The following is a 20,936-nucleotide window of genomic DNA, read 5'->3' on the forward strand; positions in this document are numbered from 1 at the left end:
CGTTTCACGGTGTCAACAGTCGGACGTCCCGGGTGAAAACCCGGATTCAGGGCGCTGAGCTGTGCAAACTTCCGCGGGAGTGGGGTGTCCGGAAGTGGGGCGCTCGGCGTCCGTGCGTGGGCGTCGGGCTTGGCCCCGTCTGCTGGCACGCCGGTCGCCGGGTCGCCGGAGCCGGCTGGCCCGCGGTCGCCGGGAATCAGCGAGCGCAGGAAGGCCAGCCGGCCGGTGCCGTCCTCGGCGAGGACGGCGTTCAGGCCCCGCGCCCAGGTCAGTTACCCGTGCGCGCGGCGGTCAGACGGTACAGAGCACCCGGGCGGGTGTCGAAGGACACCACGCACTCCTCGGGGCGGTCGGCACCGGCGCCTGCGACGTCCATCGGGTGCGGGGTCCGGATGCGCACCGGGTTGCCGAGCAGGGAGCGCACCTCGGCGTGCGTGATCCCGTCGGCCGTCCACGCGAGGTCGACCTCGAATCCGCCGCGCGCCCGCAGCCCGCGGAAGGAGCCTGCCGGCCACGCCTCGGGAAGCGCCGGCAACAGGGCGATCTCGTCGGCGTGGCTCTGGAGCAGCATCTCGGTGATGCCGGAGATCCCGCCGAAGTTGCCGTCGATCTGGAACGGCGGGTGCAGGTCGAAGAGGTTGGGGGCGGTGCGCGCGGGCGTGAGCAGGTCCGACAGGTGCTTGTAGGCCTGCGCCGGGTCCAGGAGCCTGGCCCAAATGTTGATCTTCCAGGCGAGCGACCAGCCCTGCCCCGCCTCTCCGCGCAGTTCCAGGCTCTTGACCGCGGCCGTGGCGAGTTCCGGAGTCGTACGCGGGTTGATCTGCGCGCTCGGGAAGACGCCGTAGAGGTGGGAGAGGTGACGGCTGCGTTCCAGCGCGGCGTCCTCCCAGTCCTCCAGCCACTCCTGGATCTGGCCGAGGTAGCCGATCCGGGTGGGCGCGAGGCGGTCGCGGACCTCGGTGACCCGCTCGACGAGTCCGGCGTCCCGGTCGAGTGCCGTCGCGGCCTGCCGGTAGGCGTCGAACAGGTCCCGCAGGAGCTGCATGTCGATGGTGGGACCGGCGCAGATGCTGACGCTCTCGCCCTCGTCCTGGTGGTGGGTGACCTCGGGGGACTGCGAGGGGTTGGTGACCAGCCAGCCGGTCCTCGCGTCGACGACCAGCGTGTCGAGGAAGAACTCCACCGCACCCCTGATCACCGGGTAGTTGCGGCTCAGCGTGTCCTTCTCGCCGGTGAAGCGGTAGTGGTCCCAGAGCATCACGCAGAGCCAGGCGCCGCCGGTCGGCCACATGCCGTACTGTGCGGCGTCGACGGGCGCGGTCCCCCGCCAGCCGTCCGTGTTGTGGTGCAGCACCCAGCCCTGCGCGGCGTACATCGCCGTGGCGGTGCGGGTTCCGGACTCGGCCAGCTCGTGGACCATCTGCATGGCGGGGTCCCAGCATTCGGCGAGGTTGGTGGGGCCCGTCGGCCAGTAGTTCATCTCGAAGTTGATGTTGACGGTGTACTTGGACTCCCAGGCCGGGTTGAGGCTGTCGTTCCACAGGCCCTGGAGGTTGGCGGGCTGGCCCGGCGAGCGGGAGCAGGACGCCAGCAGGTAACGGCCGTACTGGAAGTAGAGGGCGGCGAGCTGCGGGTCCTTGCCGTCGGCGAAGAGGGCGATGCGCTGGTCGGTGGGGAGGCCGGTCCGCTCCGATGCTCCCAGGTCGATGTCGACCCGGGAGAACAGCCGGCGATAGTCGGCCACGTGCCGGGTGCGCAGCTGCTCGTACGGCCGCCCGGCCGGCGGGGCGAGGTGGCGTCGGGCTCTGTCCTTCGGGTCGGCGCCGGCGTCGAGGTAGTTGCGGTAACTGGTCGCCATGGAGATCAGCAGGGTCACGCCGTCGGCGTCCTCGACGGTCAGCGCGCCCTGGTCGGTGGAGACCCGGCCGCCCTCCGCTCGCGCATGGGCCAGTGCGCGAAACCGCACGGAACCGGGCAGCCCGTACCAGTCGCCGCTGACGCCGTCGAGCGCGATGGTGTGCGCGTCCACGGCGGAGTCGGTCGCCTGCTGGGGGGTGCTGAAGCGGGCGGTGAAGCCGATGGCGCCCGGCGTGTCGGCGGTCATCCGCACGACGATGACCTGGTCGGGGGTGCTGGCGAACACCTCGCGCACATGGCGTACGCCGTCGCGCCGGTAGCTGGTGCGGACGACCGCGGTCTCCAGGTCCAGTTCGCGTTCGTAGTCGGTCACCTCGCCGGTTCCGGTGAAGGTGCAGGCGAGGTCGCCGAGGACCTGGTAGGCGACCTGCTCGGAGGGGCTGCCGATGAAGCTGGTGTCGATCAGCCGCTGCGCCTGGTTCCACTTCTCCGCCACCACCAGACGGCGGATCTCGTCAAGGTGCTCCCCGGCGCCCGGACGGACGTAGTCGTGCGGGCCGCCGGCCCAGACGCTGTCCTCGTTGAGCTGGAGCCGTTCGACGTCCGTACCGCCGAAGACCATCGCACCGATCCGGCCGTTGCCGACCGGCAGCGCCTCCAGCCACTGGGTTGCCGGGGCCTGGTACCACAGGCGCATGGGGTTGGGGCCCTGGGCGGAACCGGCGGCCGGCGGCACGGCGGTGTCAGCCGCACCCGATGCGGCCTGCGCGGCTCCCGTGCTCAGGGCGGTCGTCGCCGCGGACGCGCCGGCAACCGCGAGGACATGCCGTCGGGACAACTCGGACATGGGGTACCTCCAGGTGTGTCGTGCAGGCAGTGGGTGCGCTCGGTCCCGCCGCGCACCGGCATCCGGGTGCGGGTCCTGCGGGCGGCGCCGGGTGTGCTCCTGGCCCGGCGAATCCGGCAGCTCCAGCCGTGCGAGCGGCGGCCGTCGCGACTCGCGCCGACCGACCGCTGCCGCCGGCCGACCGCTGCTGCCGACGGCCGGGTCGGGCCGGGCCGCAGGGCGTCCGCGTCGGCAGCGGACGCCCTGCGGGCCCGTCCGGGTGGCCCGGTCACCGGTCCCGTACGCCGCGGGATATCCGATCAACAGCAGGTCACTGGGTGTCGCCGTCGGGCAGCGGGTACGGGAAGGAGGCCGTGACGCCGATCTTGTCGTACTCCATCTTCGCGGCGTCGAAGTCGTCTTCCCAGTTGGCGTTCTTCACGTCGTTGCACTGGTAGCTCTGGTACTTCTGGTCGGTGACCTTGCCGACTTCGATGTCCTCGAAGCTGAAGCCGCACCCACCGGCGTCCATGTGCACGCCACGGGTGCCGCTGTCCGGCATGGAGGCGTCCGGGATCACGTCGCCGATGACGACCTGGCGCACATGGTTGTCGATCGTGTGCGGCTCGACGTTGCTGACGCCGTAGGTGTAGAAGGCGCCCATGTCGCCGCTGTCCAGGCCGGCCTGGTCGATACGCAGGTATTCGAAGGTGTTGTCACGGGCGTAGTCGTCCTCGGGCGCGACCTCGGGCCGCACTTCGAGGCTCACGCCGTAGCGCGCGCTGTGCTTGATGTGGCTGTGGCTGATCGTGTTGTGACCGGTGTCCATGAGCTCGATGCCGGAGGCGTCGCCGGGCACCAGCTCGCCGTAGTGGGTGATGTAGTTGTCGGTCAGCACGTGGCCGTTGGAGGTGTTTCCCTCGCCCGGGTACGGCCCCTCGATCTTGATGCCGTCGCCGCCGATGTTCTCCAGCAGGCTGTCGCGGACGGTCAGCCCGTCGTTGGCGAAGAGGGCGTAGACCGCGTGGTAGCCGGTGTCGGAGATGTGCAGCCGGGACAGGGTGATGTCCTTGCTGTTGGTCAGGGTCACGGCGCCGAAGCGGTCGCGGGGCATCTCGATCTGCCGGTCGTACTCGGGGTACTTGTGCGGTTCGCCGGAGTCGCCGTCGCTGATCCAGCCGTTGCGGTACCAGTCGACGAAGTCGGTGTACTCCAGCGAGAGCCCGTCGAGGGAGATGTTCTGCACACGCCGGTCCGGGGCGGGCCCGGCCAGGTCGAACAGGGTCTTCACGGTGGGCCGCAGCACGGTGACGTCGGCGATGTCGCCGCGCGGCTTGTAGTAGAGCTGCCCCTTCTTGAAGTCCAGGTAGTACTCGCCCGCCTGGTCCAGGAAGTCCAGCGAGTTCTGGAGGAAGTAACGGGAGCCGCCGCGGGAGTTCATGAGGGCGTAGCGGGTCCAGTACTTCAGCGTCATCTGGTTCTTCGCCGGGTTCCAGTCATGGATCGGAACGGTGTCGGTGAACCAGCTCCAGCTGCCGCCCGACCAGACGACCGCCTGGGCGTTGCTGAGGTCCCAGCTCGCGTCCCAGTCGCCTGGGTGGGAGTACAGCCACTGGTGGACGGCCTCCTTCTCCGGCTCCGCGAGCACGGAGGTCAGGTAGGGAGCCCACTCGTCGTCGGACTTGCGGTTGGGGTAGCGGGCGGTGGTGGCGCGCTTGCCGTCCTCGAAGAGGGTGTAGAAGGGCTGGTCCGTGCCGACGTCGGCACGGTAGATGCCGTCCTTGTACTCCTCCCAGCCGGTGACGGGGGCGGCGCCCATCACGCGGGCCTTGCCGGCGCCGTCGTAGGAGCGGTAGACGACCCGGTGTCCGTCGACGCCCGAGTCGCGGTCGTCGAAGTCGATGGTGCTGGAGACCGGGTAGTCGCCCGCGCGCAGGTTGACGTCGATGTCACAGCGCATCCGGCCGGGCCGGTTGAGGCCCTTGTCGCGGATGTGGTCGCGGGCCCCTTCGATGGTCTTGAACGGGCTGCTCCTGGTGCCTTGGGCCGTGTCGCTCCCGTCGGGCGCGACGAAGAGATCGGTGGCCTTGCAGTCGGCCGGCTTCGCGTCCGCGTCGGCGACGTTCAGCGTCACCCCGCCGGCCAGCAGGGCGCCGGCCGCGAGCAGCAGCGGAAGTCTTGTTCTTCGTCCTACGAGGGTGGTGATGGGCATGAAGCCTCCTTGCCACGTGCGTGGTGTCGCTGTCGTCGTCCGGCCGTGACCGCATGACGAGCCGCATGACGAACCGCGTGACGACAGCTGGGGACACAGGTCGCGCCGGACCGGGACGTGCTCCTGTCCGCGGTGACGACGTCGGCACGTCACCGCGGCTTCACGTTCGGCCTGTCGCCGCTCGTGGTCACCGGGGAGCGGGCACGCTCCGCCCGGGCCACGGGTACGTCATGGGCGCGGGAGCGGTTTCGGCTGGGTACGCGGGTACGGCGGTGCCGTCGCAGGCGCCGTCACAGCCGGGGGCCGCTGCCCCCTTCGGTCGGGTTCCAGGAGTCCTGGGCCAGGCTGGGGATGGTGTTCAGGAGCGGACGGACGGTGCGGCGCCGGCCCTTTCGGGCCCCACCTCTCCGGTCCGTCGTTCACGCAGGGTTTCCTCCTCGGCGGGCAGCACGGAACACGATCTAGTGGGTCGCTGATCGAGCACGACAAGTAAGATGTTCGCCCTTGGGCGCCGTCAATACGCAGGCACGAACAATAAGTAGATGTGTGCGGGACGGCATCGCCGCGGCCCCCTGAGTCATAAATCCACTCGACCACTGAAGTGGTGACGTCATGTCAGTTCCCGTTCCGCAGACGTTTCCGCAGCTCAGCGAGGAGGACCGGACGGCCCTGTCCGACTACTCGCGCCAGCCGCCCGGGGCGCTGCGGCTGCGCAGCAGCATCGTCCTGGCGTGCGCCGACGGACTGACCAACGCGGAGGTGTCACAGCGGCTCCAGGTCTCTCCCGCCACCGTGGCCAAGTGGCGGGACCGCTATCTGCGCCGGGGCATGGCCGGTCTGAGCGACGCGCCCCGCTCGGGCCGACCGCGCAGCGTCGCCAGGCAGGAGGCGGAGGCGCACATCGCCGCCGTGCTCGCGCGGGCCGAGAACGGCTCACCGGTGCCCTCCACCCGCTCCCTGGCGGACACGCTGGGCCTGTCGCAGTCCACGGTGGCCCGGATCTGGCGCGAACGGTCCGCCGGACTGCCCGAGCCGCCGCGACCGCCGAACGGCGGGCCCGGGCCGGGAGCCGAGACGGACGGGGACAGACCGGCACCGATCCCGGCGCGGATGCCGCGACAGCTGCTCTCCGACCATGTGTACACGCTGCTGCGCGACTGGATCGTCAGCGGCGAACTCCTGCCGGGCCAGCGCCTGGTGGAGTCGGAGATCGCCCGCCGGGTCGGCACCAGCCAGGCCCCGCCCCGTGAGGCGATCAAACGGCTGGCGTACGAGGGTCTGGTGATCTCACAGCCGCACCGCGGCACACGCGTCGCGCGGATCTCCGAGCGGCAGGCCCAGGACGTACGGGACATCCGGGTGATGTTCGAGGAGTACGGGGCCCGCCGCGTCGCCGGCCGCCTGGACGCCGAGCACACCCGCCTGCTGACCGACGACGTGGCGCAACTGCGCCGAGCGGTCGACAAGGGCGACATCGCGGCCTTCCGCAGCGCCGACATGTCCTTTCACCGCCATGTGTGCGAGGCGGCGCGCAACGAGGCGCTGATTCGCCTGTGGCGCATGATCGAGTCCAGCCTGTGGGATCTCCATGTTCTGGGAGACCCCCGCTACGTCGGTGGCTGGGGCGCGTTGGCCGATCACCACGCGGAGCTCCTGGACGTCCTGCGCTTCGGCGACCCCGATGTCGCCGGGCCGATGTTCGCCGCCCACGCCGCGGGCGAGGTGGACCGCTACCTCCCCGGCCCGGCAGGGCCCGGCGCCCCTTCCGGGCAGTAGAGCGACCGCGGACCCCCGGGCCTCTTCCGCGTCCTGATCTCGGGCGTCACCCTGCGCAACTCCCCGTTCTGGAACATCCATCCGGTGCTGAGCCGGAACATCGTCGTACGTGACGTCCGGGTGGAGTGCGCGGGCCCCAACAGCGACGGCTGCGCCCCCGACTCGTGCGAGAACGTCACGATCCAGCGGGTCGTCTTCGCCACGCACGACGGCTGCATCGCCATCAAGTCCGGCCGTGACAGGGGCTCTGGCGAGGCGTTTCTCGCCTCGAGACCGGGAGTGCGCAGCCGACTGCGCGCGCTGCCGCAGGACTTCAGGTCATCACTTGTATGATACGTTACGACTGTCGAGGGGGTGGCGCGGGGCCTCCCCCGACCGTGCAGCGTCACGCCCCCGCCCGAACTCCCCCACGGCCCGCGCCCGGCCTCCACGGGCCACGGACCACCCGGTCCGGGGGCCCACCGGACACCACGGCGGCGCCCCAGGAGGCGACAGCACCTCCGTCCAGGGGAGGGCGAACGAGCGCGCAGAGGGGGATCGGATGAAGATCACCGGATACCGGACGCTCCGGACGGTGCACGTCTGGGGCCGCCCCATCGGGGACGCCAACGGCTCGGTCACCGAGGGGACTACCGAGGTCCCGGTCCTGCTGGTCGAGACCGACGGCGGCCTCACCGGGGTGGGCCTCGGCGCCCACGCCGACGCTCACCGGATCTTCCCCGCCGTCGAGAACCAGGACCCACGCGCCGTCACTGCGCTCTACGACCGGATGCTGGCCCACACGTTCAAGGCCGGCCACGGCGGCACCGTCTTCGGCACCGTCGGCGCCTTCGACATGGCGCTGTGGGACCTCAAGGCGAAGATGGCCGGCGAGCCGCTGTGGCGCACGCTCGGGGCCGCCGACCGTTTCGTCCCCGGCTACGCGTCCGGCCAGGACATCGCCCTGGACGACGCGGAGTTGGCTGCGCTGTACACCGGCTGGGCCGAGCGCGGCTTCACCGGTGCCAAGGTCAAGGGCGGGCTCGACACGGACCGCGACGTCGTGCGGCTCGGCGCGGTGGCGGAGGCGCTACGCGGCAACACCCGATCCCCCGCCCTGATGCTCGACGTCGACGAGACCTGGGGCAGGCACCAGGCGGTGCGGCTGCTGGCCCGTATCGAGAACCGCGTCGAACTCACCTGGATCGAGGAGCCGGTGCGCCGGTGGGACGTGGCCGGCCATCACGCCGTGGGCCGCGCCGGACGTACCGCGGTCGCCACCGGCGAGAACCTGACCGGTCTCGAGCAGTTCCGTCCCCTGCTGACCGGCGACGCCGTCCAGGTGGTGCAGACCGGCAGCGTCTGGGGCGTCACGCACTTCCTGCGGGTCGCCCTCTTCGCGCACGGCCACGACCTGCCGGTCAGCCCGGCCGGCTACGGGGCCAACCCCCTCGCGCACGCCGCCGCCGCGGCCCCCAACCATCTCGTCACCGAAGTACTCGACGTCTCGCCCCCGACGGGACTGACCGTGGACCAGGTGATCGCCGACGGCGGCATCGTCCTCGGCGACACCCCCGGCCTCGGCATCACCGTGGACGAGGCGGCCATCGCACGACTGGACCGGACCGCCGGCCCGCAACCCGCCGGGGACCGGGTACGCCCGTCCGCCGCCGGTCTGCGGCTCGCGGCCGAGGCCGGCACCGGGTACCGGAACCGGCCACGAGAGGCAGACCGTACCGACACCGCCGCACCCCTTCCCCATGACGGGCGCACCGAGCGGAAGGGCACCCCGTGACACGACCACGTGCCGTCTTCGCCATGAACCCGCCGGGCCTGAGACGCGCCCTCTTCGACGAGGACGCCCTGGCCCGCCTGCGCCGTGCCGCCGACATCGACACGGACGTCGTCCTCACCGAGCTGGAATCCACCACGTCACGGGAGACGCTGGCCGGGGCGGACATCCTCGTCGCGGGCTGGGACGCGCCCGTCGTCCGGGCCGCCCACCTGCCGTACGCCGCCCGGCTGCGGGCCGTGGTCTACGCGGGCGGGGTCGCCGCGACCTGTCTGGAGGACCCCGCGTCGTTCGCCGCCCGCGGCGTGGTCGCGGCCAACGCCCGGGTCGCCAACTCCGGTCCGGTGGCCGAGTACACGCTCGCCATGATCCTCCTCGCCGGCAAGCGGGTGCTCCCCACCGGACGGGAGTACCGGCGGTCCAGGAGCCTTCCCGACCACTTCGCCACCGCCTCACGGCGCGGCAACTACCGGCAGACGGTGGGCATCGTCGGCGCCTCCACCGTGGGCCGCGCGGTGCTCGCCCTCCTCCGTCCCTTCGACCTCGACGTACTCCTGTACGATCCGACACTTTCGACGGAAGAGGCCGTCGACCTCGGTGCGCGGCCGGTGCCGCTCGACGAACTCATGAGGAGCAGCCAGGTGATCTCCCTGCACCAGCCGCTGACCCCCGAGACCCGGGGGCAGATCGACGCGGGTCGGCTCGCGCTGATGCGCGACGGAGCGACGCTCGTGAACACCGCGCGGGGCGCCGTCGTCGACCAGGACGCCCTGACGGCGGAGCTGCGCACCGGCCGGATCGACGCCGTGCTCGACGTCACGGACCCGGAGCCGCCGACCGCCGACAGCGATCTGTGGACGCTGGACAACGTCGTCCTCACCCCGCACATGGCCGGCTCCCTCGGCGGCGAGCTGCACCGCATCGGCGATGCCGTCGCCGACGAGGTGGAGCGGTTCGCGGCGGGCCGCCCGTTCGCCCACCCGGAGGACCTCGCGGCCGTCGCGCACCCGAGGGTCCGGTGAGCCGGATGCGCACCCGCACCTGCGCCCGCACCCCCGAACTGACCGAACTCGGCCTCGGTACGGCACAGTTGGGCAACCTCACCCGGACGACCAGCGACGCGGACGCCCTGGGCGCCGTCGACGCGGCCTGGGAGAGCGGCGTCCGCTACTTCGACACGGCACCGCACTACGGGCTCGGCCTTTCCGAACGCCGCCTCGGCGCCGCCCTCGCGCAGCGCCCCCGGGCCGAGTACACCGTCTCCACCAAGGTGGGCCGGCTGCTGGTGCCCAGCCCCCACACCGCGCACCTGGCGGACGACGGCGGGTTCGCGGTGCCCGCGGCGTTCCGCCGCAGCTGGGACTTCAGCCGGGACGGCATCCTGCGGTCGCTGGAGGGCAGCCTGGCGCGGCTCGGCCTCGACCACGTCGACGTCGTCTATCTCCACGACCCCGACGACCACTGGCTCCAGGCGTCCACGACCGGCGTCGACACCCTCGTCGAACTGCGTGACCAGGGCGTGGTGAAGGCGGTGGGTGCCGGCATGAACCAGGCCGGGATGCTCGCCGAGTTCGTCCGCCGCTGCGACGTGGACATCGTCATGGTGGCCGGTCGGCACACCCTGCTCGACGGCTCGGCCCAGGACGAGCTGCTGCCGCTCGCCCAGGAGCGCGGGGTGGGTGTCGTCGCCGCCGCGGTCTACAACTCCGGGCTGCTCTCGGCCCGCCGCCCGCCGGTCGACGCCACCTACGACTACCAGCCGGCCTCAAGCGACCTGATCGGCCGCGCGCTCGCGATCGCCGACGTCTGCGAACGCCACGCCAGCAGCCTGCCCGAGGCCGCCATCGCCTACCCGCTGCGCCACCCCCAGGTCACCTCGGTGGTGCTGGGCGCACGCGACGCCGGCCAGTCCCGTACCAACGCCGCCCGGCTGGCGGCCGGTGTCCCCGATGCGCTCTGGGACGAGCTGGCGCGCCTCGGCCTGCTGCCCGACGGCTCCGCGACGCAGCCGGCGGGGTGCCGACCATGACCGAGATCGACGTGCACCTGCACGTGTGGGACCCCGCCCGCGCCCCGTACGACTGGCTCGGCCCCGGCCTGGCGCCGATCGACCGGGTGATGCGGTTCCCGGACGTCCGGCCCGCGCTCCGGGCGGCCGGCATCACGGCGACGGTGCTGGTGCAGGCCGCCGACCATGATGCCGACACCGACCACATGCTGGACGCCGCGCGCGACGCGGCGGTGTGAACCACCCCGGAAGGAACGCCATGGAACACGGCTCGACCAGGCCGGACACGACCGCACTGGCCGGCTGGCTGCACAGCTGGGTGACGGACGAAGGTGCCGTCAACGGCTTCCACAACCACAGCGTGTGGGGCACGAACCCGTTCACCTTCCTCGACTTCACCAGCGGGCACACCACCTTCGCCGGCCCGGCGCTCGGCGCCTTCGGCCAGGCCCTTGCCGAGCGGCCCGACGAGCGGGGCGCCCTGCTGCTGCGGCGGTTGCTGCGCTACCAGTCCACCGAGGTGCAGGCCGACGGCCAGTACCGGCACATCGGTTTCCAGGTCGGCGAGTCGGCGACCACCGGTCTCATCCACAACGCCGTCGGCAGCCTCGGTGTGCTCCTCGCCCTGAAGCACGCCCGCCATCTGCTGCCCGCCGACGAGGTGAGCGCCGCGCTGGCAGCCGTCCGCCAGAATCTGGCGGCGTGCGAGATGTACGGGGGCGGGCGGCCGGGCGAGGACGGCACCTGCAATCAGGAGTACGCCCGGGTCTGGGTCAAGCAGCTCTACACGGAGTTGAGCGACGACAGGAGCTACGCGGACCAGATACCCGAAGACCTCGCCACCCTGGTCCGGCTCTTCCACCACCGCGGCGTGCCCGACGCGGACAGCGCCGGCACGTTCCGCACGGTACGGGACCGCACCGAGGGCGGCATCCTGGAACCGGCCGAGTACTACGGCCTCATGATCGTCCCCCTGGTGCTCGGCTACCGCGCACGGGGCGAGGAGGAGTTGCTGGCCGAGGCGAGGCGCCTGTGCCGGCACGTGGCCCGTTCGGCCTGGACGGACGCCGCCGGCGCGACCCGGTACCACCGCTACTGGTACGTCCGGGGCGAGCGGGTGCTCAAGACCGACACGCCCATGCTGATAGCAGGCATGGGGCTGACGCTGTACGGCATCCACGAGGTGCTGGCCGAGGGTCCGGACCCGGAGCTGGAGGCCTTCACCGAGGCGTGCCTGGCGACCTACGCCGGCTACCAGACCCCCGCCGGCTACTTCGCCTCAGCGAGCGGCTGGCACAACGAGGCCGACATCGCGCCCAGCACCGCCTGGCACGCCCACGACCTGATGTTCCTGATGGCCAGGCTCGGTCCGGGCGAGGGCTTCTGGGACAGGGTGCTCGCCCCCACGGGCCGGCAGTCGGTGCTGGTCAGCGACCGCGCCTTCTGGGCGGAGTCCGGTGCCCACTGGTGCGTGCGCTCCCCGCTGACCGCAGGAGACCTGCACATCTACGGCCGCAAGGACAAGGACACCTTCACCCGGGAGTTCTTCGCCTGGACGGACCGCGAGCCGCTCCCCGAGGACCTGCGCTACCCCGGCGTACCCGAGTTCTTCGTCGCCAACGACGGCATCTACCGCGTCGACGGCGACCGGACCCCCACCGACGTCACAGCCGTCGGCCCCCTGTCCTACCGGGGGCGGCTGTGACGCTACCCTCCGCCGCACTGTCCAGTGGATGTTGATCCCCAGCGTTCTCCACCCAGGAAAAGAGAGACGACAATGATGTCTGCCACCTCAGGGAGCAAGGCGCGCGGCGCCGCCCTGGCCGCCGTGGTTCCGCTGATATGCCTCGCGGCCTGCTCGTCGGGCACCGGGTCGGGCGGCAAGGACGGCGAGATCCGGATGATGGTCAATCTGACCGACAACCTGGATCAGGCCTACTGGGAGAAGCTGGTCAAGCCGTTCGAGGACAAGACCGGTCTGAAGGTGAAGATCGAGGGCCCGACGGGCAAGTCCGTCGCGGAGTCCTTCCCCCAGCAACTGGCCGCGGGCACCGCCCCCGACGTCATCCAGTCCATCTTCCCGGACGACGACACGGCGTCGGAGCTGCTCGACCTCAGCGGTGAGGACTGGGCCAAGGGCACCCCGATGTACGACGACTACGCCATCGGCAAGGCGCACTACGCGGTCGGCGTGGGTACCCAGACGCAGTCGCTCGTCTACTACAACAAGTCCGCGTTCAAGAAGGCCGGCATCACCGCGACCCCCACGAGCTGGGCGGAGCTGGCCGGCGACCTGGACAACCTGAAGAAGGCCGGCTTCACGCCGATGCAGACCGCCGGCGACTACGAGACCGGCCTCCAGCTCCAGCAGATCTACCACCCGACGCTCAACCAGCTCCACCCGAAGTGGCAGAGCTCCGTCAAGAACAGGAAGCTCACCGTCGGCGAGACCTACAAGCCGGCGTTCCAGATGTACGCGGACTGGATCAAGGCCGGTTACATAGCCAAGAGCGACGTCGGCCTCAGCCCCTCCCAGGCGGACGGCAACTTCATCGGCGGCAAGGTGGGCCTCTACACCAACGGCAGCTGGTTCTCCGCCACGCTCGCCAAGACCGGGAAGCTCCCGTTCGACGTGGGCGTGTTCTCCCCGCCGATTGCCGACAACAAGAGCTACCCGGGCCCGCAGGGCGCCACCATGGCCAGCCCGTACATGGTGCACAAGGGCGCGGCCGATGAGGACGACGCCAAGAAGCTGGTGGAGTTCATGGTCACCGACCCGGCGGCGATCAAGGCGCAGCTCGGCTCCGACGGGGTGTTCCGCAAGGACGCCCACCTCAAGCAGACCGGTGTCGACTCCCAGATCCAGGGCATTCTCGACGACGCTCCCGAACTGGTCGCCGTCGGCGAGGGCCAGGGCAACGTCCGGCTGCCCGTGACGGGCTTCAACCCCAAGTTCACCGAGGTCGCGCAGAGCCTCTACACCGGGGCGAGCCCGGCCGACGCCGCCAAGGCCATCGACCAGTGGGTCGACGAGAACCGCTGACCATGGCACCGAGGATCTCTTCGAAACCGCGGGGATGGCGCACCATGGGCGCCAACGTCAGCATGGTCCTCCCCGCGGTTCTCATCTATGCCGCTCTGCTGGTCGTACCGGTGATCTACGCGTTCTACTACAGCTTCACCGAATACAACGGATTCCCGGGCCGCGTCCCCGAGTTCATCGGCCTGGACAACTACCGCACCGCGTTCGACTCCGACGACATCACCGGCACCATGGTGATCACCGCCGTGGTGGCCGTGGTGGGCGCGGTCGCCGTCAATCTCGCGGCACTGGGGCTCGCGCTGCTGCTCCAGCGCACCGGCCGGTTCACCACCTTCGGCCGCGTGGTCATGTTCTACCCGCATGTGCTCAGCGCGCTGGTCGTGGGCTTCCTGTGGCAGGCCATCCTCGGGCCCCAGGGCGTGGTCAACACCATGCTGAAGAAGGTCGGCACCGGCGCCCTGCCCTTCCTCGACGACCCCGACTGGGCGCTGTGGTCGATGATCCTCGTCATCGTCTGGTCCCTGTTCGGCGTCCAGCTGATCCTGTACCTGGCGGGGCTCCAGGCCGTGTCGGCGGATCTGCTGGAGGCGGCGAGGCTCGACGGAGCCGGCCGGTGGCAGACCTTCCGCGCCGTCACCTGGCCTTCGCTGGCGTCGACGGTGACGGTCGCCATCATCACCTCCGGCATCTCGCTGCTGAAGACGTACGACGTCGTCGTGTCGCTGACCGGGGGCGGTCCCGCGGGGTCGACCAAGACCCTCGCCTACTCGATCCTCGCGGTCTCGTTCCCCCAGCGGGACATCGGCCTGGCATCGGCCCAGGCCGTGCTGCTGATCCTCGCGGCCGCCGTCCTGTCCCTCACGGTCCTCTTCCTGCGCAGGCGCGCCGAGGACGACGCGGAGTCCATCAGATGAAGAAGACACTCACTCCAGCCACCGTCGCACGGGTGGCGTTCCTCTCTGTCGTGTCCCTCGGCATGCTCGTGCCGATGTACATCCTGGTGGTCAACACCTTCAAGAGCCAGCAGGAGATCCTCGCCAACCCGTTCGCTCCGGACCTCGGTACGGCGACGTTCCGGCATCTCGCGGACGCCTGGAACAACCCGGACTTCAGCATTCTCAACGGCTACGGCACCACCATCGCGCTGGTGCTCTGCGTGAACGCGCTGGCCTTTCTGGTGTGCACCCCCGCGGCCTACGTGCTGGCCCGCACCCCGAAGACGATCGCCCGGCTGCTGCTGTTCTTCTTCATCGCGGGGATGTTCATCCCGACCCAGGTGATCCTGGTGCCGGTCATCTTCGTGCTCCGTGCCGTCGGGCTGATGGGGACGATGCCCGGTCTCATCCTGTTCATGACGGCCACCACCATCCCGTTCACGCTGTTCGTCTTCTTCGGCTACATACGGGTGCTGCCCAGGTCGCTGGACGAGGCGGCGGCGATCGACGGAGCGGGCAGGTACCACACGCTGTGGCGGATCATCGTGCCGCTGATGCGGCCGATCATCGCCACCGTGTTCATCCTGAACTCGCTGAGCGTGTGGAACGACTTCGCCAGCCCGCAGATGATCCTCGGCCCCGGCAGCGGCCTCTACACCGTCACCACCGGTGTGTACGCGGCCGTCGGCCAGTACTCCACGGACTACACCAAGGTCTTCCCGACCCTGCTGCTCGCCGTGATCCCGATCCTGGTGATCTTCGTCGTGATGCAACGTCACGTCATGAGCGGCCTCGCGGCGGGAGCCGTGAAGGGGTGATCCCCGAGGGAGTTCGTAGAGGTCTTCCACCTGGACTGATCGACGGTGCTCCGCCGCTGTCCGGAACACGGCATCCAAGGAAAGGCTCCTCCATGGTGAGAACTGGCAGACGGCCGGCGCGGACCGTGCTGGCCTGTGTCGCCCTGGCGCTGGTGATCAGCGCCGGCAGCGCGGCGACGGCGGCCCCCGGTCCGGCTTCGTCCCCCGAGGCCCTCACGGTCTACGTGTCGGCGGCCGACGGCGACGACGACAACAGCGGAACCAAGAGCGCTCCCCTGAAGACGATCACCGCCGCGCGGGACGCGCTGGCCGGCCGCACCTCCGCCAGGACCCGGGGCACGGTGTACCTCCGGGGCGGCAGCTACGTGCTCGACGACACCGTCCGGCTCACGGGGACGGAGAACTCGTGGGTGACGTACTCCGCGTACGAGGACGAGAAGGTGACGCTCACCGGGTCGCATGAACTCCCGGCCGACGGGTGGAAGAGGCTCACCGACCTCTCGGACGACACCCTCGCGGAGCCGCAGTACTCCTCCCACACCCGCCTGAACACACCGGAGTTGCGGGACGGTGTGTGGGTCTACGACCTCGGTGCGCACGGCATCGACCCGGGCACGCTCTACAAGAACGGCTTCAACTGGGTCCAGCAGCCGTTCGCTCCGGAGCTCGTCGTCGACGGCGGCACCCAGACCCTGGCCGAGTACCCCGACGGCAACTCGTGCGCCACCACGGACACCGGTTGCCATCTGTGGGGCACCGGCGCCAAATGGAAGGCCGACGGCCCCCGGGACCTCATGAACGTGGACCTGGACTCCCGCTTCGGCCCGGAGAGCGCCTGGAACACCTCCGGCACGACGCCGCGCGCACAGTTCGAGGACAAGAAGCAGCTCCTGCCGGACCCCGCGGGACGGGACACCTGGACCCCCGAGGAGCTGCGGCGCATGACGCCGTCGATCTTCACCGTCGGCGGCCGCGCGGCAGCCGACGACCGCTACCGGCGGTGGGCGCCACAGGCCGAGCCCACCGTGGACGATCTCGGCACGCGTGGATTCGGCGACTACGCCGACGTGCCCGTCCAGCTGGACCCGCAGTGGATCGAGGACATCGACAACACGAAGTCCGAGACCGAGGGCTGGCTCTCGGGCTACTTCGGCAACAACTACGCCAACGACATGGTGCGCATCCTGTCCTGGAGCGGCGACAAGCTGTACGCGAAGTACCCTTCCATGTACATCCCTCAGGACTCCTGGACCAAGGTCAAGGTCCTCAACGTCCTGTCGGAGATGGACACCGCCGGTGAGTACTACATCGACCGCTACCACGGCAACGACGTCCTCTACTACCGTCCCCAGGACGGCACGATGGACGGCAGGACCGCCACGTTGCAGACGTTCGACAAGAACTTCCTGCTGCTCGACGGCGTCCGGGGCGTGACGATCCGGGGCCTGGCGATGACCGGGTCACTCGTCAGCGGTGTGCAGATGCTGGACGCCGTCGGGACGCTCATCGACGGGGTCGACATCTCCAACGTGAGCATGGACGCGATCCGGATCGGGCGCACCACCGACACGATCACCGCCATGCCGGACTACGAGACCGTGCAGGGCGGGCACGACAACGTCGTGCAGAACTCCTACCTGCACGACCTCGGCGGCGGAGGCGTGCTGCTCGGTGGCGGTGAGAGGACCACCCTGAAACGCGGGAACAACGTCGCCCGCCACAACGAGATCACCCGCTTCTCGAAGCTCGCCACGTACACTCCCGCCGGCTACCTGTACGGCGTGGGGAACTCGTTCGAGTACAACTACGTCCACGACGCACCGCACATGGCCGTGCAGATCATGGGCAACGACATGCGCGTCAACCACAACCACTTCTACGACGTGGTGAAGAACGCGGGCGACATGGGCGCCGTCTACGCCGGACGTGACTTCACGTACCTGGGCAACGAGATCGCCTACAACCACTTCGAGAAGATCGGCGGTTCCAACGACGCGCTGTACATGGACGACGGCGCGTCCGGCGTCCGGTTCCACCACAACGTCGTGAACGGCTCGAAGTCCGGCGTCAACTTCAACTCCGGCCACAGCAACACCGCGAACGACAACGTCTTCATCGGTGCCGATCACGCAGGCCACGGCGGGATCTACCACAAGAACGGGGAGACGAGCCTTCCGCTGGCCAACAGCTGGGTGCTGGAGAGCCGCTACAACGCCTTCCTCGACGTCCGCGAGGGCGAGAAGTACAGCGCGACCCCCGAGAACGTCGCCGCCTGGCACGAGCACTACACGAACGGCAAGCAGAAGTACTCCGACGGGAAGCCGATCTCCTATCCGGAGATCACCCAGTGGTACGTGCCCCGGGTGACCGCGACGGGCGCGGAGTGCACGGCCGCCGCCTACACGACGTCCGGCACGAACGGGTGCAGCCGGGAGACGGTGTGGGAGGACCCCGACTCCCTCTGGGTGCCGTCGCGGGTCGAGTTCGACCACGCGGTGATCGTCGGCTGCTGCGGCTTCATCGAGACGGACGCGACCTTCACCGCACCGGAGTCCCTGTACAACCTGTCCCGGTGGAGCGACAGGATCAACACCGACAGCGTCCTGGCGACGTCGGTGGCGGACACCGGTCTCGACCTCGACACGCTCCGGTTCTCCGACTCCGGCTCGGTGGCCCGGTCGTACGGGACCGCGTGGGTCAGGGAGTGGAACCGCAGCGTCACCGCGAAGGGCATCGGCCGTCCGCAGCACGGCGACACGGCTGCCCGGTGACGCACGGCCCGGGGCCCGGGGCGTCCGTCGCGCGCGGACGCCCCGGGCCGTCACGTCCCGGACGTGTCGAGCGGGCGTCGGCGGGCCCACGAGGACGTGATGTGGTCCCGCATCGCCTCGGCCGCCTCGTCGGCGTCCCTGGCGGCCAGCGCCGCCGCGATCCGGGCGTGCGCCTGGTGCGTGAGGTCGAGGTCCTCGCGCGTCGGCTCGCCGCTGTACTGCGGGGAGCGGACGGCCTTGCCCTGGATGCTCGACACTATGGCGCGTCCGAACGCGTCCTGCGACGCGCGGTGGATGATCTCGTGGAACTCGATGTCGGCGCGCGAGTAGGCCGCCGGGTCGTCCCTGAGCGTCGCGAGTTCGTCGAGCTTGGCCGAGAGCGCGGCCGTCTGCGCGTCGTCGATGAGCCCGGCGGCGCGGGCGGACATGGCGCATTCCAGAGTCGTCCTGATCTCGATCAGGTTGTCGAGGAAGACCAGGCGGTCCTTCCGCTGGAAGAGCGCGTCGAGGATCAGGGGGTCGAGCAGACTCCACTGTTCCTGATCGAGTACGACCGTTCCCCATCCCTGCCGGGTCGCGACGAGGCCCTTTTCGGAGAGGGTCGTGGTCGCCTCGCGGATGACGGTGCGGCTCACCTCGTACTGGTCGCACAGCTCGCCCGCCGACGGAAGCGCCGTGCCGGGCGGGTACTCACCGAGCACGATGGCCGTCACCAGGCTCTGCACGACGGCGGCGGCGAGGGGCGGCCGGCGCCGTCGAGGGCGGGACACGGCACCGGTGTCGGCGGATGGCTTACTCATCTGTTCTAAGACTCCCCGTGTATGGCAGGTGTGCCCGGCCCGCTGTCCGAGGACTCAAGGCTAGCGGAAGCGTGCTAAAGTCATCACTCGTATCATAAGTTACGACCGATAGCCACCTTGGGCGCAAGGCCGCACCGGCGCTGCCTCGGTGGCAAGGGCGCTCGGCCGCTCACGACGGGCGCTGCGCGCACGCCGGAGCTCTTCAGGGCAGGCGTCGCACGTTGCGACCGTGCAACGCGCGCAGACCAAGGAGAAGCGCGATGCGAATCACCGGATACCGGTCCCTTGCCACGGTCCACGAGTGGGGACGACCGGTCGGCGATGTGAACGGCGTCATCCCCAGCGGAGTCACCGAGGTGCCGATCCTGCTCCTGGAGACCGACGAGGGCCTCACCGGCGTCGGCCTCGGAAACCACCCGGACGTGCACCGGGTCTTCCCCGCGCTCGACGGACAGGACCCCCGGGCGGTCACCTCGCTGTACGACAGGATGCTCTCCCACGTCTTCAAGTCCGGTCACGGCGGCCACACGTTCGGGACCATCGGTGCACTCGACATGGCGCTGTGGGACCTCAAGGCGAAGATCGCCGGGGAGCCGCTGTGGCGCACGCTGGGCGCTGCCGAACGCTTCGTGCCAGGCTACGCCTCGGGCCTGGAGTACGCGCTGAGCGACGACGAGTTGGTGGCGTTCTACGAACGGTGGGCCGCACGCGGCTTCACCGGCGCGAAGGTCAAGGGCGGACTCGACGTCGACCGTGACGTGCGACGCCTGACCGCCGTCCGCGACGTCCTGAGCGTCAACAGCGCACGCCCCGCGCTGATGTACGACGTCAACGAGTCCTGGGGAGCCCATCAGGCGGTGCGACTCGCCCAGCTGGTGGAGGATCAGGTCGACCTCACCTGGCTCGAGGAACCCGTGCGGCGCTGGGACGTGGCCGGTCACCGCGCTGTCGCGGCGGGCATCCGCGGCGCGGTCGCCAGCGGCGAGAACCTGACGGGTCTGGAGCACTACCGGCCGCTGCTCGACGCGGGCGCGGTCGGAGTCGTCCAGACCGGCAGCGTGTGGGGCATCACCCACTTCCTGCGGGTCGCCACGCTGGCGTTCGGATACGACCTGCCGGTGAGCCCCGTCGGGTACAACGCCAACCCGCTAGCACACGCGGCGGCCGCCGTGCCGAACCACCTGGTGACCGAGGTACAGGATCTGCACGCGCCCGTCGGGCTGCGGGTGGACCAGGAGATCACCGAGGGCGGGATCGTCCTCGGCGACACCCCGGGTCTCGGCATCGAGGTCGACGAGGAGAGGATCGCCGCGCACGCCGCGTCGGGGCAGTGGTCCGTCCCGACCGGCCCGCACGTGCGCCCCGTCGACGCCGGCCTGCGCCTCGTGCCCCGGGCCCGGTGAGGCGCCCCGCCCACGTTCACCGAAGACCGCCACAGCACGGAGGGGATCCCAAGTGAGTCAGCGCAAGGCCTTGGTGGTACGCGGTGGTTGGGAAGGGCACGATCCGGCCGGCTGCACCGAGGTGTTCATTCCACGGCTGGAGCGCGCGGGTTTCGGGGTCACCGTCGCCGAGGACCTGGCGGTCTACGAGGACGCGGCCCTGCTCGCGGCCAGCGACCTCGTCGTCCACTCCTGGTCCGGGGGCGAGCTGACGGCACTTCAGGAGAGCACGCTCCTCTCGGCCGTGGAGGCGGGCACGGGATTCGCCGGCTGGCACGGCGGCGTCATCGGAACCAACGTCGCCAACGCGCGCTACCTGCGCATGGTCGGAGGGCGGTTCCTCTGGCACCCGGACGGGTTCCAGGACTTCACCGTCCGTATCGTCGCTTCCCCGGACCGGGACGGCGAGATCACCGAGGGCGTCGAGGACTTCGATGTCGTCACCGAGCACTACTGGGTGCTGACGGACGGCCTGAACGCGGTGCTTGCCACCTCGGTCCTGGCTCCCACCGGCGATCAGTGGGACCAACCGGTCGAGTTCCCGGTGGTGTGGACGCGCCGCTGGGGCGCCGGGCGGGTCTTCGTGTGCACCCTGGGCCACCGTGTCGCGGACCTGGAAGTGCCGCAGACGGCGACGATCGTGGAACGGGGCCTTCGGTGGGCGGCCCGCTGAGCGT

General features: G+C 70.2%; 16 protein-coding genes. 13 read left to right on the top strand and 3 right to left on the bottom strand.

The annotated features are described in order from the left end of the window. Positions 1-268: 268 nt before the first annotated feature. Both NQO67_RS07310 and NQO67_RS07315 read right to left on the bottom strand, forming a co-directional pair. On the bottom strand, positions 269-2,704 hold the full coding sequence (locus NQO67_RS07310; RefSeq protein ID WP_255948198.1) for a glycoside hydrolase family 95 protein: 2,436 nt from the start codon (positions 2,702-2,704) through the stop codon (positions 269-271). A gap of 310 nt (positions 2,705-3,014) precedes the next feature. Beyond that, complete coding sequence (locus tag NQO67_RS07315; RefSeq protein WP_255948200.1) at positions 3,015-4,895, bottom strand: right-handed parallel beta-helix repeat-containing protein; 1,881 nt, start codon at positions 4,893-4,895, stop codon at positions 3,015-3,017. 612 nt (positions 4,896-5,507) lie between these two features. Between NQO67_RS07315 and NQO67_RS44180 the strand changes: the two genes are divergently transcribed. From NQO67_RS44180 to NQO67_RS07375, 11 genes are all read left to right on the top strand, one after another. After that, a complete protein-coding gene (locus tag NQO67_RS44180; RefSeq protein WP_308295626.1) occupies positions 5,508-6,671 on the top strand; it encodes a GntR family transcriptional regulator in 1,164 nt (387 codons plus the stop codon). A 36-nt stretch (positions 6,672-6,707) separates the two neighbouring features. Further along, on the top strand, positions 6,708-7,004 hold the full coding sequence (locus NQO67_RS07330) for a glycosyl hydrolase family 28 protein (RefSeq protein ID WP_255948479.1): 297 nt from the start codon (positions 6,708-6,710) through the stop codon (positions 7,002-7,004). A 208-nt stretch (positions 7,005-7,212) separates the two neighbouring features. Next, positions 7,213-8,445: a mandelate racemase/muconate lactonizing enzyme family protein gene (locus tag NQO67_RS07335; RefSeq protein ID WP_255948202.1), complete on the top strand. Its 1,233-nt coding sequence runs from the start codon at positions 7,213-7,215 to the stop codon at positions 8,443-8,445. Further along, a complete protein-coding gene (locus tag NQO67_RS07340) occupies positions 8,442-9,464 on the top strand; it encodes a hydroxyacid dehydrogenase (RefSeq protein WP_255948204.1) in 1,023 nt (340 codons plus the stop codon). Before NQO67_RS07335 ends, NQO67_RS07340 begins: the two co-directional genes overlap by 4 nt. Positions 9,465-9,469: 5 nt before the next feature. Continuing rightward, positions 9,470-10,471 (top strand): aldo/keto reductase, encoded by a 1,002-nt coding sequence (locus NQO67_RS07345; protein ID WP_255948206.1) that lies wholly within the window; start codon positions 9,470-9,472, stop codon positions 10,469-10,471. Beyond that, entirely contained in the window at positions 10,468-10,689 is a 222-nt protein-coding gene (locus tag NQO67_RS07350; protein ID WP_255948208.1) for a hypothetical protein, read from the top strand. The genes NQO67_RS07345 and NQO67_RS07350 overlap by 4 nt, the downstream gene beginning before the upstream one ends. Positions 10,690-10,709: 20 nt before the next feature. Then, positions 10,710-12,155 carry a hypothetical protein gene (locus tag NQO67_RS07355; protein ID WP_255948210.1) on the top strand — a complete coding sequence of 482 codons (1,446 nt, stop codon included), beginning with the start codon at positions 10,710-10,712 and terminating at the stop codon, positions 12,153-12,155. A gap of 75 nt (positions 12,156-12,230) precedes the next feature. Further along, positions 12,231-13,493: an ABC transporter substrate-binding protein gene (locus NQO67_RS07360; RefSeq protein ID WP_255948212.1), complete on the top strand. Its 1,263-nt coding sequence runs from the start codon at positions 12,231-12,233 to the stop codon at positions 13,491-13,493. Positions 13,494-13,537: 44 nt separating this feature from the next. After that, positions 13,538-14,407 carry a carbohydrate ABC transporter permease gene (locus NQO67_RS07365; RefSeq protein WP_255948214.1) on the top strand — a complete coding sequence of 290 codons (870 nt, stop codon included), beginning with the start codon at positions 13,538-13,540 and terminating at the stop codon, positions 14,405-14,407. Continuing rightward, a complete protein-coding gene (locus tag NQO67_RS07370; protein WP_255948216.1) occupies positions 14,404-15,246 on the top strand; it encodes a carbohydrate ABC transporter permease in 843 nt (280 codons plus the stop codon). Before NQO67_RS07365 ends, NQO67_RS07370 begins: the two co-directional genes overlap by 4 nt. 92 nt (positions 15,247-15,338) lie before the next feature. Next, positions 15,339-18,017 (top strand): right-handed parallel beta-helix repeat-containing protein, encoded by a 2,679-nt coding sequence (locus tag NQO67_RS07375; RefSeq protein WP_255948218.1) that lies wholly within the window; start codon positions 15,339-15,341, stop codon positions 18,015-18,017. A gap of 50 nt (positions 18,018-18,067) precedes the next feature. Here the strand turns inward: NQO67_RS07375 and NQO67_RS07380 are convergent, their stop codons facing one another. After that, a complete protein-coding gene (locus NQO67_RS07380) occupies positions 18,068-18,817 on the bottom strand; it encodes a FadR/GntR family transcriptional regulator (protein WP_255948220.1) in 750 nt (249 codons plus the stop codon). Between the two features lie 260 nt (positions 18,818-19,077). On the opposite strand from NQO67_RS07380, the gene NQO67_RS07385 reads away from it, so the two are divergent. Further along, the gene (locus NQO67_RS07385; RefSeq protein ID WP_255948222.1) at positions 19,078-20,220 is read left to right on the top strand and encodes a mandelate racemase/muconate lactonizing enzyme family protein; all 1,143 of its coding nucleotides are present in this window, start codon (positions 19,078-19,080) and stop codon (positions 20,218-20,220) included. Positions 20,221-20,272: 52 nt separating this feature from the next. Beyond that, complete coding sequence (locus tag NQO67_RS07390) at positions 20,273-20,932, top strand: ThuA domain-containing protein (protein ID WP_255948224.1); 660 nt, start codon at positions 20,273-20,275, stop codon at positions 20,930-20,932. The last annotated feature ends 4 nt before the right edge of the window (positions 20,933-20,936 follow it).

This window comes from Streptomyces odontomachi (genome assembly GCF_024435355.1).
Taxonomy (GTDB): Bacteria; Actinomycetota; Actinomycetes; order Streptomycetales; family Streptomycetaceae; genus Streptomyces; species Streptomyces odontomachi.